Consider the following 14955-nt stretch of genomic DNA (forward strand, 5'->3'; position numbering starts at 1 on the left):
ACGCGACCACAGGCGGACGCGTGACGATCTGTCCGGAAAGCACTGTCCTACCGTGCAGACCGTCACCTACCGCTGGCCGACCGCGGTCACGACCGACACCCCGGAACTGCTGCGCTGGACGGGTTTCGGCGGTGCGCTCCTGCTCACCGCCGGTGCGTGGGCCGTCAGAGCCGGTGGTGTGGTGGCACTGGGCGTGGCGATCGCGGGTGCCGGACTGGTCGTGCTGACGTGGGCGCTGCTCGGCCGCACCAGGCCGGACGCCCCGTGGCTGCGCCGGACGCTGGCCTGGTGGTGCGCCCCGCTGCTGGTCGCACCGCCGTTGTTCAGCGGTGACGTCTTCAGCTACCTGGCCCAGGGAGAGGTGGCGGCGAACGGCTTCGACCCGAACACCGTGAGCCCGGCGGCCGGTGCGAGCGCGGAGGCCGTGGCACGGGTCGGCGTCTACTGGCAGGACACGCCGTCGCCGTACGGCCCGTTGTTCAGCACGGTCGAACGCGCGATCACCGAGGTCACGGGCGGCGACCCGGTGCTGGGCATCGGCCTGTACCGGCTCGCCGCGGTGCTGGGCCTGCTGCTGGTCGTGTGGGCGGTGCCCAGGCTCGCCGAACTGGCCGGGACGAACGAGCGCACGGCGTTGTGGCTCGGCGTGATGAACCCGTTGGTGCTGTGGCATCTCATCGGCGGTGTCCACAACGACGCGCTGATGCTCGGCCTCATGCTGTCCGGCACTGTCGTCGCGTTGCAGGCGTTGCCCGAACTGAGGTGGTGGCAGTACACGGCCGGTGTCGTGTTCATCGGGCTGGGCGCACAGGTCAAGCTGCCCGCACTGGTGGCGCTCGCGGTCGTCGGCACCGCTCTCGCACGCAGGCTGGGCGGCGGCTGGGTCCGGTTCACCGCCGCCGGGTTCGCGATGGTCGCGGCGGCGGCCGCGGTGTCCGTCGTGACGTCTCTCGCGGGCGGATCCGGTTTCGGCTGGGTGCAGGCGCTCGGCACACCGTCCAAGGTGAACAGCTGGATGGCGCCGACCAACTGGCCGGGCTACCTGGCGGGTGCGGTGTTCGGCCCGGAAAGCGGTCAGGCGATGATTTCCGCGGCACGGGTCGCAGGTCTCGTGCTGATCCTGTGCGGGGTGGCGGTGGTGGTGCACCGGCAGCTGCGCGGCGGGATCTCCGAGGTGACGTCGCTGGGAATGATGATGAGTCTGATCGTCGTGCTGGGGCCGGTGATCCAGCCGTGGTACCTGCTGTGGGCGGTGCTGCCGCTCGCCGCGTGCCTGCCGGAGGGGATCTGGCGGACGAGGGTCGCCGTGCTCGCCGGGGTGTTCGCGCTGCTGGTGCCGCCGCTCGCGGGAAACTTCACGGGACGCGTGCCCGAGCTGGTCGCCGCCTACGTCGTGGGGATCGCCCTGGTCGGTGGCGCGTACCTCGTCCTGCGCCGGGCGAGGGTGTCCATTGCGCAAGCCTGACCTCGCCCGCTACGGCGCGGCGGCCCTGGCCGGCGGTGCGCTGGCGCTGAGCTTCCCGCCGCGCACGCTCTGGTGGCTCGCCGTACCCGCGTTCGTCGTGCTGTGGCTGGCCCTCAAAGGCGCCACGGCCCGGCGCAGCGCGGGCCTCGGGTTCACCTTCGGGCTGACGTTCTTCCTGCCGCACCTGTGGTGGATCCAGCACTTCCTCGGCAACGACTTCGGCCCGTGGCCGTGGCTCGTGCTCAGCGCGCTGATGGCGTTGTTTATCTGCGCCGTCTGCGCGCTGTTCCCACTGGTCAGCAGGCTTCCTGCCGCACCCGTGTGGGCCACGACGCTGTTCGTGCTGCAGGAGACGCTGCGCGGCCTGATCCCGTTCAACGGCTTCCCGTGGGGCCGGGTCGCGTTCGGTCAGGTCGACGGCCCGTTCGCGCGGCTCGCCGTGATCGGGGGCGCGCCGCTCGTGACGTTCGCGGTGGTGTTCACCGGCTTCGGCCTGGCCGCCTGGCTGCCGCGGTGGACCCGCGCCTGGGCGCTGGTGCCGGTCGTCGCCTCCCTCGCGATCACCCCGCTGATCTCGGTCGAGGCCCAGACCGGTGACCGGACCGTGGCCGTCGTGCAGGGCAACGCCCCCGACATCGGTCTCGGCCTGCTGTCCGAAGGCGCCACGCTGCGCGCCAACCACCTGCGCAAGACCGCCGAACTGGCCGCGCTCGTCCGCGGCGGCGCGCTGCCGAAGCCGGACCTCGTGGTGTGGCCGGAGAGCGCGACGAGGACCGGCGACCGCGACCCGGTGCTCGACGGCGCCATCGCCGAACTCGGCGTGCCGACGCTCGTGAGCGCGTTGCGCGACAACAAGAACTCCGTCATCACGTGGGACCCGAAGACCGGCGCGGGGCAGTCGTACGCGAAGCAGGAGCTCGTCCCGTTCGCCGAGCACATCCCGCTGCGCCCGCTGGCCCGCATCTTCACGCCGTTCGCGGATCAGGGCGACCTCGACGCGGGCACCGAACCCGGCGTGCTCGACATCGCGGGCACGCGTGTGGGCGTCGGCATCTGCTACGAGGTCGCCTATGACTACGTGCTGCGCGAAAGCGCGGCCGCGGGCGCGCAGCTGCTGGTCGTGCCGACGAACAACGCCTGGTACGGCCGCGGCGAGATGACCTACCAGCAGCTCGGCATGGCCAGGCTGCGCGCCATCGAGCACGGGCGCGCGGTCGTCGTGGCGGCGATCAGCGGCGTGAGCGCGGTGGTCCGCCTGGACGGCAGCGTCGTGCGGGCGACCGGGATGTTCACCGACGACCTGATGGTCGACACCGTGCCGTTGCGGACGGACGTCACCTTCGCGACGAGGTTCGGCGGCGCGATCCACGTCCTGCTCACGGGCGCGGCACTGGCCGCGTGCGCGCTGGGGCTGTGGAAGCGCCGCCGGTCCTCAGTTCCTGCCGAGCAGGGCTGACCCCAGCACCGTGCGCTGGTGCAGCACGGACAGCCCCTGCCGTTCCGTGGTCAGCAGCCCGGCCTCCCGCAGGACGGACGTGTGCCGGCTGACCGACGACGGCGACGCGCCGAGCCGTTCCGCGAGCTCGGTCGTCGTGGCCCCGGCGCCGACCGCCGCCAGCACGGCCGAGCGGGTGGAGCCGAGCAACGCCGCGAGCGCGCCCTGCTCACGCCGCCCGCTCGCGATCTGGCGCTGCCACGTCCAGTCGTGGTGCAGCGGGTACACCACGGTCGGCGGCAGCCCCGGGTCGGCGAGCGCGACGGGGGTGCGGCGGCAGAAGTACGACGGCACCAGCCGCAGCCCGCGCCCGTTGAGGTGCAGGTCGCGGTCGTAGGCGTACTGGACCTCCAGCACCGGTTCCCGCCAGTTCATCAACGGCCACATGCCCCGCAGCAGACCCTCCACCGTGCACGCGAGACCGTTGCGGTGCACGCGGTCGGTCTCGACGGCCTCCTCGATCAGGTCGGTGTAGGGCTCGACCACCGCGCGGTGGTAGCGGGTGAGCGCCTCGGTGAGCTCCACCAGGGACTCGCCGTCGCCCGCCACCAGCGGACGCGTCCACTCCGGGAGCGGCCGCACGTCCTGCAGGCGCCCGAACTCCTCCTTGAGCCGGTGCCGCGGTGTGGACCGGATCGCGGCGAGCGCGCTCCCCAGGCCCTGCGCGCCCTCCGGCGGGGTGAGGAAGTCCGGGAAGTACGGCCCCAGCGGCGCGAGCACGGACAGCATCCGAACGCCGGACGTGATCACCTGCCGGTCGCCGTTGCGGAGGATGTCGCGCAGCCACGGCTGCAACAACAACCCGCTGTCCGACTCGGTCAGCCGAAGCCGGCTGAACACCATTTCCCAGAGCGGATCCACCCTTTCTGCTACCTGCGTACGCTCCAGATCACCGTCGGAAAAATGGATGCGCAACACAGCAACCTCCCCAGTCCAGGTCACCGCGCACAACCATACTGGGCGTGTCGATCCGCCGAATCGAGCAACGAAAACCGTGCGCGGGACGATTGCCCCGCGCACGGTTCTGCGCTATTGCCGCGGATCAGCCGCAGCTGGTGGTGACCCACTGGTGGGAGCGGACCTGGTAGGTGCCGGCGAGGTCACCCTTCTGGCCCTGCTTCGTACAGCCGATCGAGTTGTTGTAGCCGGTGTTGCGGTAGAACCGGACGCCCTTGAAGTTGGACGACGTCCCGCGGTTGTAGACGGACTTGACCTCCTTGGTCGTGGCCCAGGAGCACTTGTAGGTGCCCGCGGTCCAGTCCGCGTCCGCCACGTCCCACATGCACCGGCCGCCGGTGCCGCCGAAGCCGTTCCAGAAGCAGACGTTGCCGGTATTGCAGTCCCAGGCCGCGAGCGCCTGGCCGGTCTCGGTGTCGTACGCCGCGCCGACGGCGGCGGCCTGCGCGTCAGGAGCCTCTGCCTGCGCACTCGGGGCCGCGAGGGCGACGGAGAAGAGCATGGCGAGCGGCATCAATGCCAGAACAAAACGCCGAACGAACCTCAAAGGATTCCCTCCCTAACCCGCAAATGAATTCGCCGACGCCACTTTAAGCAGGCGGGGGAGTTTCGAAAAGCTATTGCTGCGTGGTGCAAAAGCGCTTTTCAGGATCGTCGGGTGTACCTGTGTTTCACGCCGGCCGGGAAGTGCTCGGGATCGCCGTGGGGCCGCAGCACGACCTCGGGCAGCTGCCGCGGCGCCGGGACGTAGTGCGCGAACTCGCTGTTGAGCCGCAGCAGCTGGTCCCGGATCGCCTCCGCGATCACCGCCGGGTCCGCCACCGCTCCCGGCGCGGTCTCGACGGTGATCCGCAACGACCGGTTCCGATCTTCGTCCTCGACCGACTCGATCACGAACTTGCCCGTGACGGTGTCGCTGATGCCGGGCTGTTCCAGTCCGACCGACACGTTCTCGGGGTAGACGTTCGCGCCGAAGAACGACACGGTGAAGAGCGATCGCCCGAACAGGAAGACGAACGGCAGTTCCGGGCCGGGCGGGGGAGTGAAGCCGCCGCGGGCGCAGTGCTCCAGCACCTCGGCGTGCGCCAGGACGCCGCCCTCGTCCGCGATCCGGTACCGGATCAGCGGGATCCCGCCGTCCGCCGTGAACACCAGTGTGCCGTCGTGCACCTCGAAGAACCGGCTCGCCGGGTCGTACTGCACGAGCGTCGGCAACCGCGAGTCGCCGAAGACCTCCCGCGCCTTCTCCGGGCGCTCCGCGAAGAACCTCCGCACGCCCACCGACAGCGCGGTCTCGTTGCCCAGCACACCGGAATCCGCTGTCCCGTAAAGGGAAGCGATGTCGGTCATCGGATCCGCGATGCCGGCGCGCTGCGAGACCAGGTCCCGCCACTGCTCGCTGAACACCTCGCCCGCCAGCACGAGCTTGATCCGGTACGCCGGCCAGTCGACGCTCTCCGCGAGCCCGGTGTCGACGACGTCCTTCACGAACGGCGGGTAGCCCAGCAGCACCACCTGCTCGAAGTGCGGCGCCAGCTCCGGCAGCACCCGCAGGATCTCGGCCTTGTTGTTGCCCGGCGCCACCACGGTGATCGGGCAGCCCTTGGCCGCGAGGTGCCGCACGCACGCCTGCGTGAACAGCCCGCCGACCCACGTGCCGAGCGGGAAGCACACCACGGCGAGGGTCTTGCGCTCGCCGGCGTGGAACCCGTCCACGAGCACCTGCTCGAACCGGCGGGCGACGTGCAGCTCGTCCTCCAGCGACCGCGGCCAGATCGTCGGCCTGCCGCTGGAGCCGGACGACACGGCGATCATGTCCAGCGCGCCCAGGTCGCCGTCGCGGCACAGCTCGGGCAGCGGGTACCGCTCGTGGTAGTTCGCCTTGTCGAGCAGCGGCAACCGCTGGAAGTCCTCGAACGTCCGGATCGCCGCGGAGTCGATCCCGTTGTGTCGCAGCAGGTCCCGGTAGGCGGGCACCGTCTCGGCGGTGCGCTGGAACAACTCCAGCACCCAGCTCGGCGACCTCGGTTCGCCCGGCGCGAAGAAGTCGTCGAACGCCTGGCGCACGCGGGCTTGTCGGCTGCTGTCCACACATCCGAGCCTATCGGCCCTGCTCGTCCTGCCCGGACCAGACGTTCGAGGGTTCACGGCGGGTGCCCGGGGCTCCTACCGTCTGGGGTTGACCGGGAACACCCTGCCTCCCGGTCCGAAGGAGTCCAACTTCATGAGATCCCTGCGCATGGGCGCCCTGGCCGTTCTGACGGTCTCCGCGGTCGCCCTCTCGATGACGGGCGCCTCCGCCCACGACCCCAACACCGCCGAAGGGCAGGCCGCCGCCAGGACGTTCCTGGCCGACCACCTGCCCGCCGACCGCCACACCGTCTCCGGCACCGCCGCCGGCGTCCCGTGCGTGAACGGCAAGGCCGACATCTACCCGTGCAAGAACGTCGACCTGCTGAGCGTGCTGCCCCTGTCCGCGATGGGCGGTGGCAACGGCAACGACATCTGGGGCTGGACCGACCCGTCCTCCGGCAAGGAGTACGCGGTCGTCGGCCGCACCAACGGCACCGCGTTCGTCGACGTCAGCACGCCGACCGCGCCGAAGTTCCTGGGCAACCTGCCGTCCAACGGTGGCAGCAGCTCGTGGCGCGACATGAAGGTCTACAAGGACCACGCGTTCATCGTCGCCGACTTCATCACCGGCCACGGCATGCAGGTGTTCGACCTGACGCGCCTGCGGACCGTCACCACACCGCAGACCTTCACCGCCGACGCCCTGTACAAGGACTTCGGCCCTGCGCACAACATCGCCATCAACGAGGAGACCGGGTACGCGTACGCGATCGGCTCCAACACGTGCAGCGGCGGCCCGCACATGGTCGACATCCGCACGCCGAAGCAGCCGAAGAACGCGGGCTGCGTGGCGCAGGACGGCTACACGCACGACAACCAGTGCGTCGTCTACCGCGGCCCGGACGCGACCTACCGCGGCCGGGAGATCTGCTTCAACTCCAACGAGGACACGCTGACGATCGTCGACGTGACCGACAAGGCGAACCCCGTCCAGATCGTGCGCAAGGCCTACTCCGGCGCGCAGTACTCGCACCAGGGCTGGCTCACCGAGGACCAGCGGTACTTCCTGCTCGACGACGAGCTGGACGAGTCGCGCGGCACCGACAAGCGCACCAAGACCTACATCTGGGACCTGGCGTCGCTCGCGAACCCCGTGCACACCGGCGTGTACAACTCGCCCGCCACGGCGATCGACCACAACCAGTACGTCAAGGGCCAGTACTCCTACCAGGCCAACTACCAGGCGGGCCTGCGCATCCTGGACGTCAGCGGTGTCGGCTCGGCCCAGCTCACCGAGGCCGGGTACTTCGACATCTACCCGGCCGCGAACGAGGCGAAGTTCAACGGGGCGTGGAGCAACTACCCGTACTTCGCGAGCGGCATCGTGCTCGTCAACGGCATCGAGCAGGGCCTGGTCGTGGTCAAGCCCAACCTCGGCGCCGTCGAACCGCCGCCCACCGGGGGCAGGTTCGAGAACGCGGCCGACGTGTCCATTCCGGACGCGGGCGCCGCGGTGACGTCCCCGGTCACCGTGTCCGGCGTGCCCGGCAAGGCTCCGAGCACGCTCAAGGTGAACGTCGACATCAAGCACCCGTACCGCGGTGACCTGGTGATCGACCTCGTGGCGCCGGACGGCACCTCGTTCCGGCTCAAGGGCTCGAACAACGACTCGGGCGACAACGTCGTGACCACGTACGAGGTCAACGCGTCCGCCGAGGACGCCGCGGGCACGTGGCAGCTCAAGGTGCAGGACCTCTACCGCTCCGACGTCGGTTACATCGACGCCTGGAGCCTCCAGTTCTGACCCTGACGCGGGCGGGTGGCCCCGGTCGCCCGCCCGCGCCGTGAGGAGTTGTCATGCGCAAGCTCAGCGTCACCGACTGGTTCTTCGCCCTGCTGGCCGTCGCCGTGGTGGTGGGCGGCGGGGTGATGGTGTTCGCCCGGTCCGCGCCCCCGATGCAGCACCAGAACATGGGCGCCGTCGTGCCCGCCGCGCACAGCGACGGACTGTCCGATGTGGAGAGCGGGTACCGCTTCGACCCCGTCACCACGCCCGCTTCGCGCGGCGAGGCCGTGCCGGTGGTGTTCCGGATCCTCGACGGCGCGGGCAGGCCCGTCACCCGGTTCCTGGACAACCAGACCAAGCAGATGCACTTCTTCTCGGTGCGCGAGGACATGCACGTCTTCGAGCACCTGCACCCCGTGCTGGACGGCGACACCTGGCGCACGTCGCTGTCGCTGCCCGACGGCGGCGCGTACCGGATGTTCGCGGAGTTCGTGCCGCTCGACACGGCCGACGCCCGCCACCCGGTGGTGCTCGGCGTGCCGTTCAGCGTGCCCGGCGACACGACGGTGGTCCCGGTGCCGGCGCCCGAGGCCGGCGTCACCACCACCGGCGGGTACACCGTGGTGCGCGTGGACACGGACCAGCCGAAGTCGCTGAACGCGCACGTGCTGCGGCTGTCGATCCGCGCGCCGGACGGCACACCGGTGAGCTCGCTGGAGCCGCACCTCGGTGCCAACGGCCACATGACCGGCTTCCACACCATGCTGCTCTCGGCCACGCACCTGCACCCGGTCGAGCTGGCCGGAATCCCGCTGAACAACGGCGAACTCAGCTTCCAGGCCGTGTTCGCCGACCGGGGGGAGTACCGGCTGTTCCTGGAGTTCCGCCACGGTGGCGAGCTGCGCCGGGCGGCGTTCACGGTGGACGTCGGCTGAGCCCGTTCTCAGCAGACGACCTCCACACTGGGACGGATGCGCATCCTCTTCTCGTGCCGCCCCGCCCACGGCCACCTGTTCCCGCTCGTGCCCCTCGCCAGGGCGGCTCAGCGCGCTGGTCACGAGGTCGTGTTCGCGACCGGCGGCGGTTTCCTCGACACCGTGCAGGCTCTCGCGTTCGAGGCGCATGCGGCGGGCATCTCCGTCGGGGAGGCGGAAGCCGAGGCCCGCGCGCGGCACCGCGGTGACGACGTCGCCCGGCTGCTGATCACGATGTTCGCCGACGTGTTGCCCCGCGCGACGGTCAGCGATCTGCAACGTCTGCTGCCCCGGCTGCGTCCGGACCTCGTCGTCTACGAGCAGAGCGACGCCGGCGCCGCGAAGGCCGCGCGGGACGCCGGAGTCCCGTTCGTGTCGCACGTGATCGGCCGGTCGATGCCGCCCGAGCTCCTGCGCCTGGCCGCGCCGGAGATGGCGTGGCTGTGGGACGGCGCCACGCCCGCCGACCCGATGCTGGGCGACACCGTCGTCGACGTGTGGCCCGATCTCGTGCGCGATCCGGTCGTCGCGGCCCTGCCCACCGTGCTGCGGATGCGGCCGGTCGCGTTCGACCTGGACGTGCCGATGCCGGAGATCGACTCAGGGAAACCGTTGGTGTACCTGACGCTCGGCACGGTGTCGCACACCGCGACGGACGTGCTGCGGCAGGCGATCGCCGGTCTCGCCCGGCTCCCGGTGACCGTCCTGGTGGCGCTCGGTCCCGGCGCGCTGCCGGGTGACGTGCCGCCGAACGTGCGGATCGCGGGGTTCGTGCCGCAGGCGGAGGTGCTGCGGCGGGCCGATCTCGTGGTGCACCACGGCGGAACCGGCACGGTGCTCGGCACCCTGGCGGCCGGTCTGCCGCAACTCCTGCTGCCCCAGGGCGCCGACCAGTTCGTCAACGCCGACGTGGTCGAGGCGACCGGCGCGGGCGCGAAGCTCGTCGGGCCGGAGATCACCGCGGACGCCGTCACCGCGGCGGCGGGCCGTCTGCTGGACGACCCGGCCGTGCGGGAGGTGGCGGGGAGGGCCGGGTCCGAGATCACGGGGATGCCGGACCCGGCCGCCGTCGTCGACCAGCTCACGGCACTGGTGCGGGGGAGGGTTTGACGTCGGCCTGCGCCTCCAGGTGGTCGGGCAGCGACGCCCGGTAGATCGGCATCGCGGCGGCCGTCGTGACGATCGCGACGGCCACGAGGATCGCGAACATCTCCGGTGTCACCAGGTCGTAGGCGAGGCCGATGTTGATGAAGATCAGGATCATCAGGCCGCGGGCGTTCATCAGGCCGCCGACCGCGGAGGCGTAGCGCCACGAGTAGCCCTGCGCCTTCACGACGAGACCGCAGCCGAGGTACTTGCCGGCGAACGCGGCCAGCATGATCACGGCGAGCGGGAACCACAGCGCGCCACCGGAGCCGAAGCCGTCGATCCGCGTGTTGAGGCCGCTGAACGCGAAGAACACCGGCAGCAGCAGGATGGAGTTGAGGTCGGAGAGCTTGGCGTCGAGCTCCTGGCGCACGACCTTCGAGTTCGGCATCGCGAGGCCCGTGATGAACCCGCCGAACACCGAGAACACGCCGATGAGGTCGGTGTACCAGCCGGCGAGCAGGACGATCAGCAGGATCACGGCGACCATGTCGCGGCTGAGCTTGCCGTCGCGTTCGGCGCGTTCCCCGAGCTTGGCGAGCCACTTGCGGCCGACCGTCAGCATCAGCACCGCGAAGATCGCCGCGCCGAGGATCGTGCGCACGGCGCCGGACGGGCTGCCGGACGCGCCGACGGCGATGATCAGCGCGAGGAAGCCCCACGCCACGGCGTCGTCGATCGCGGCGGCGACCAGGGTCAGGCCGCCGATGGGGGTGTTCGCGATGCCGCGTTCCTGCAGGATCCGCGCCAGCATGGGGAACGCGGTGATCGACAGCGCGCCGCCGACGAACAGCATGAAGATCCACAGGCTGGAGCCCTCGGGGCTCAGCGAGTCGTAGAAGAGCACCGCCGCGCCCGCGCCGAGCAGGAACGTGGGCACGATGCCGGAGACGGCGAGCACGCCGGCCTTGCGCGCGTTGGCCCCTGTGGTGAGTCCGTGGTCCAAAGAGGACCCGACGAGGAACATGTAGAACGTCAGGCCGATCGTGCTGAGCACGTACAGGGTGCTCTTGACGTCGGCGGGGAAGAGCTGGGCCTGCACGCCGGGGGCGACGGCGCCGAGCAGCGCGGGGCCGAGCAGGACGCCGGCGACCATCTCGCCGACGACCCTCGGCTGCTTGATCAGCATCGCGAGGCGCCCGCACACGGTGGTCGCGGCGAGGACGACCGCCAGCGCGGCGAAGACCTGCAACGCGAAGTGGATCTGGTTCACGGGGGATCTCCTGGGGTCAGTGCCGGACCGGGCAACCCTGCGTGTCGTGGGTGTCGAAGTAGCGGCCCGCCGGCCGGAGGTGGTGGGCGTGCAGCACCATCGCGGTGCCGAGCACGAGCTGGACGACGCTGCGCCAGACGTCCTCCCAGCGGTCGCGCACGCGCAGGAAGGCGAGGCGCAGCCGGGGGACGGGGCCGTCGCGGACGAGCAGGCACGGGCCGCGGCTCGGCAACGAGCGGGTGTGCGTCGCGGTGGAGTGCAGGCTGACGCGGCGCAGCACCTCCCTGGCGGACGCGCGCATCGCGAGGGGGGACAGGCGCCAGGCCGGGCAGGGCCGGTTGGCGGCGACACCGAACGGGATGTGGTGCTCGTGGCGGGCGGCGGTCGACTCCCAGCGGCCGGGGTCGAACACGTGCGGGTCGGCGTAGCCGGTGGCGTGGTAGTCCGGGTAGCTGAAGCACAGCACCGAACCGGCCGGGAACGTCGTGTGCTCGTCGAGCACGATGTCGTCGGTCGTGATGCGGTGGGCGATGCCGAACAACGGGTAGAGCCGGAACGTCTCGTCCAGCACGTGCGCGAAGTAGCGGTCGTCGCCGATCCGTTCCGCCACCTCGGGGTGCTGGGCCAGCGCGAGCAGCAGGTGCGCCATCGCCTCGGACATCTGCACGACCGCGGTGTTGAAGTAGGTGCCCTGCAGGTAGTGCACCTGCTCGGTCTCCGACAGCGTCCCGGGCAGCGGGTGCCGGACGTCCGCGAGCCGCACCGTCAGGTAGCGGGTCAGCCGTGCCCTCCGGGCGGGGTGGCGCAGTCCTGTGCACTTCAGCGAGGTCACAACGTCGTTCGCGTGCCCGACGATCAGGTCCCGCGCGTACCGCGGGCACGGTTCGCCGAACACGAGTTCGTAGAAGTACTCGGCCCACACCGGCATCATCAGGTCCCGCAACCGGACCTCGGTGACGCGGCCGGTGAGCACCTCGTCGAGCACCTTCGCCGTGCACCGGGTGGCGGCCTCCGCCAGCGCGTCGCTCGGCCCGGCGAGGAACGTGCGGGTCGCGCGGGCCACGTCGTCGTAGCGCGGCCCGGCCTCCAAGTGCTCCTGGTGCACCTCGGGGCCGGGGGAGAGCCAGTACCAGAAGAGGTCCGAGAGCCCGGCGCCCCGGCTGCGGCCGTTCGCGGCGGGGTGGCTGTAGAGCTCCTGGAAGCGGTCGGGACCGACCTGTTCGTTCGGGAACGTGATCGCGTTGTCCCCGTTGACCTTCTCGAACACCTTGGCGCGCAACGCGACCACCCGCGCGGGCAACCGGCTCAGCACCGCTTCACCACCATGTCCCGGCTCAGTTCGCCGCCGCACAACGTCAGGACGTGCAGGAACTCGTCGCGCAGCACGTCGAGGACCCGTCGCACGCCCTGGTCGCCGTCCGCCGCGAGCCCCCACAGCACCGGTCTGCCGATGCCGACGGCCGACGCCCCCAGCGCCAGGGCCAGCGCGATGTCGCCTCCACTTCGGACACCGCCGTCGAGTGCCACCGGCACCCGTCCGGCCACCGCGTCGACCACGGCGGGCAACGCGTCGAGCGACGCCGGGACGAGGTCGAGCTGCCGGCCGCCGTGGTTGGACACGACGACCCCGGCGACCCCGTGCCCCACCGCCAGCTCCGCGTCCTGCGGGTGCAGGATCCCCTTGACCCACAGCGGAAGCGCGGTCATCTCTCGCAACCGGTCGATGTGCTCCCACGACACCGTCGGCGACATGGCGATGTTCCGCAGGCCGGGCTCGACGAGGTCGCGCATGTTCTCCGCCGCCAGTCCCGGTGGCAGGTCGTGGAAGCCGTGCGCGAGGTCGCGCCGGTGGCGGCCGAACACGGGGGAGTCGGCCGTCACCACCAACGCCCGGCAGCCCGCCTGTTCGGCGCGCCGCACCAGCGCTTCCGTGACGGCCATGTCCGGCTGCACGTACAGCTGGAACCACACGGGCCCGGTCGCGGCCGCCACGACGTCGGCGATCGGCACGGTCGAGGCCGTGCTCGACACCAGCGTGGTCCCCGAGAGCGCCCGCGCGGTGGCCAGTTCGCCGTCCGGGTGGGCGAGCTTGTGGAACGCGGTGGGCGAGATCATCACCGGGAAGTCCTCGCCGATCTCCCTGCCCCGCAACACCCTCGGCAGCAGCGCCAGGCGCCGGAACGCGGCCTCGTTCTCCGCGAGCACGACCTCGTCCCCGGCCCCGCCCGCGAAGAAGTCGTGGTGGACGGGGTCGAGCACCGCGCGCGCCTTGTCGTGCAGCTCCGCGAGCACCGGGTTCACCGCAGGTACTCCCGCAGCGGTGCCTTGTGGACGGTCTCGCTGTCCCACTCGTTCTCGAGGTTCTCGGTGACGTGGTGCTCGTCGACCAGTTCACCGGCGCGGAACCGCCGCACGACCGGGTGCAGGTAGCGGCCGTCGAGCCCGCTGGTGTCGTCCTGCGAGTTCCGTCCGGCGGTGATGTCGAACGGGTTGACCTTGTCGTGGTCGGCGCCGTACTCCAGCGTCACCGTCAGGTACGACTCGACGTCCCCGAACTCGCCGCGCGCCACGGCCTCGTGCAGGTGCGCGACCGGCACCTCCTCGAGGTAGCGGGTGGTGCCGTCCTCCCCGGTCAGCACGACGTCGGCGAGGAACCCGAACAGCTGCCACAGCGCGGAGGTCCGGTTGACCCGCTCGATGATCGCCTCGGTGACGTCCTCGACGGGGCGGCTGGGCCAGTCCACGCCGTGGTAGCGCTGTTCGGCGATCCGGTGCAGCGCGCGGACGCCGTAGCGGAAGCCGTGGATGAACCCGCTGGTCGACTTCTTGAAGTCGCGCATCTGCGTGATCGTCCCCGCGAAGAACAGGTCCGGGACGTTCACCGACTCCCACGCCGCGGTCTGGTCGGGGAAGCGCGACTTGATCGTGAGCTGCGGGCGGCACTCCGGCGCGAAGATCGAGGCGTCGAACCGGAAGCCCGTCGCGAGGATCACCCGGTCGTAGCGGATCGCCTTCACGACCTCGTTGACGCGCTGGAAGCTCACCTCGACCAGGAAGCCGTCGTCGTCGCGGCGGATGCTCCTGATGTGCCCGTCCAGCAACGCGTTCTGCGACTTGAGCTGGTAGGTGTCGAGGAAGTTGTTGTTCACGGCCCGCAGGTGCCCGACGAAGTGCGTCTGCCACGCGAGCTTCAACGACCCGGGCCCGGCGACGTGGGTGACCGCCGTGGTCTCCATCAGTGCGTCGGCGGTCTCGAACGCCGAGTTGCCGCGCCCGATGATAAGCACCCGTTTGTTCGTGAAGTCCTGTGGGTCGACGGACACGTCGTAGTAGTGCTCGGCGTGCTCGACGCCGTCGATGTCCGGCACGTACGGCTGCGAGACACCGGTCGCCACGATGACCCGCTTCGCCCGGTAGGTGCCGCCGTGCTGGTCGCGCACCACGAAGTCGTCCGGCCGCGTCACCGACACGACCCTGGTGTCGTACCGGACCGGCAGGTCGTTCTTCACGGCGAAGTCGCCGAGGTAGCGGACCATGTCGTCGGCGTTCGGGAAGTAGCGCGGGGTGTAGCCGGTGAACAGCAGCTCGGGATCGTCGGACAGCAACGAGTTCCAGTCGACGCGCAGGTTCAGCTCCGGGTCGTCCCAGCCCGTGTACACCTTGTTGATGGAGATCAGCTGCCGGTGCCGCGGGAAGCGGGTGAAGAACGTCCCCGCGCCCTGGCCCGCCTCCAGCACCAGGTGGTCGCGCCCGTCCTGCTTGAGCAGGTAGGACGCCTGCAGCCCCGCCGGGCCGGCGCCGATCACGAGACACTCGGTCGTTACCTCGCTGGACACGACGTTCTCC

12 protein-coding genes are annotated in these 14955 nt (G+C 70.7%); 5 read left to right on the forward strand and 7 right to left on the reverse strand.

The features are described 5' to 3' along the window. The first annotated feature begins 52 nt into the window (after positions 1 to 52). Together mptB and lnt are read left to right on the forward strand one after the other, a co-directional pair. A complete protein-coding gene (gene mptB, locus BMY74_RS26120) occupies positions 53 to 1465 on the forward strand; it encodes a polyprenol phosphomannose-dependent alpha 1,6 mannosyltransferase MptB (RefSeq protein ID WP_089920581.1) in 1413 nt (470 codons plus the stop codon). Then, positions 1452 to 2921, forward strand: coding sequence for an apolipoprotein N-acyltransferase (gene lnt, locus BMY74_RS26125; RefSeq protein ID WP_245786363.1), 1470 nt, complete (start codon positions 1452 to 1454; stop codon positions 2919 to 2921). Before mptB ends, lnt begins: the two co-directional genes overlap by 14 nt. Here lnt and BMY74_RS26130 read toward each other — a convergent pair. The 3 genes from BMY74_RS26130 to BMY74_RS26140 all read right to left on the reverse strand — a co-directional run bounded on the left by BMY74_RS26130 (position 2898) and on the right by BMY74_RS26140 (position 6008). Then, on the reverse strand, positions 2898 to 3821 hold the full coding sequence (locus tag BMY74_RS26130; RefSeq protein WP_245786364.1) for an ArsR/SmtB family transcription factor: 924 nt from the start codon (positions 3819 to 3821) through the stop codon (positions 2898 to 2900). The genes lnt and BMY74_RS26130 overlap by 24 nt on opposite strands. 181 nt (positions 3822 to 4002) lie before the next feature. Next, on the reverse strand, positions 4003 to 4431 hold the full coding sequence (locus BMY74_RS26135; protein WP_218159748.1) for a peptidase inhibitor family I36 protein: 429 nt from the start codon (positions 4429 to 4431) through the stop codon (positions 4003 to 4005). A gap of 131 nt (positions 4432 to 4562) precedes the next feature. Then, the gene (locus BMY74_RS26140) at positions 4563 to 6008 is read right to left on the reverse strand and encodes a phenylacetate--CoA ligase family protein (protein WP_089920587.1); all 1446 of its coding nucleotides are present in this window, start codon (positions 6006 to 6008) and stop codon (positions 4563 to 4565) included. Positions 6009 to 6141: 133 nt separating this feature from the next. Here BMY74_RS26140 and BMY74_RS26145 point away from each other — a divergent pair, with 133 nt between their 5' ends. The 3 genes from BMY74_RS26145 to BMY74_RS26155 are packed head-to-tail and all read left to right on the forward strand — an operon-like array spanning position 6142 to position 9860. Continuing rightward, positions 6142 to 7794, forward strand: coding sequence for a choice-of-anchor B family protein (locus BMY74_RS26145; RefSeq protein ID WP_089920907.1), 1653 nt, complete (start codon positions 6142 to 6144; stop codon positions 7792 to 7794). Positions 7795 to 7847: 53 nt separating this feature from the next. Further along, on the forward strand, positions 7848 to 8711 hold the full coding sequence (locus BMY74_RS26150; protein WP_089920589.1) for a hypothetical protein: 864 nt from the start codon (positions 7848 to 7850) through the stop codon (positions 8709 to 8711). Between the two features lie 36 nt (positions 8712 to 8747). Beyond that, a complete protein-coding gene (locus tag BMY74_RS26155) occupies positions 8748 to 9860 on the forward strand; it encodes a glycosyltransferase (protein WP_089920591.1) in 1113 nt (370 codons plus the stop codon). Here the strand turns inward: BMY74_RS26155 and BMY74_RS26160 are convergent. The 4 genes from BMY74_RS26160 to BMY74_RS26175 are packed head-to-tail and all read right to left on the reverse strand — an operon-like array spanning position 9832 to position 14945. After that, positions 9832 to 11109, reverse strand: a complete 1278-nt coding sequence (locus BMY74_RS26160; RefSeq protein WP_089920593.1) for a cation:proton antiporter domain-containing protein — start codon at positions 11107 to 11109, stop codon at positions 9832 to 9834. The genes BMY74_RS26155 and BMY74_RS26160 overlap by 29 nt on opposite strands. 16 nt (positions 11110 to 11125) lie before the next feature. Next, entirely contained in the window at positions 11126 to 12421 is a 1296-nt protein-coding gene (locus BMY74_RS26165) for a cytochrome P450 (protein ID WP_245786365.1), read from the reverse strand. Continuing rightward, on the reverse strand, positions 12415 to 13410 hold the full coding sequence (locus BMY74_RS26170) for an alpha-hydroxy acid oxidase (protein WP_089920597.1): 996 nt from the start codon (positions 13408 to 13410) through the stop codon (positions 12415 to 12417). The genes BMY74_RS26165 and BMY74_RS26170 overlap by 7 nt, the downstream gene beginning before the upstream one ends. After that, positions 13407 to 14945 (reverse strand): NAD(P)-binding domain-containing protein, encoded by a 1539-nt coding sequence (locus BMY74_RS26175; protein WP_089920908.1) that lies wholly within the window; start codon positions 14943 to 14945, stop codon positions 13407 to 13409. The genes BMY74_RS26170 and BMY74_RS26175 overlap by 4 nt, the downstream gene beginning before the upstream one ends. Positions 14946 to 14955: the final 10 nt, after the last annotated feature.

The organism is Lentzea albida, from assembly GCF_900111005.1.
Classification (GTDB): Bacteria; Actinomycetota; Actinomycetes; order Mycobacteriales; family Pseudonocardiaceae; genus Lentzea; species Lentzea albida.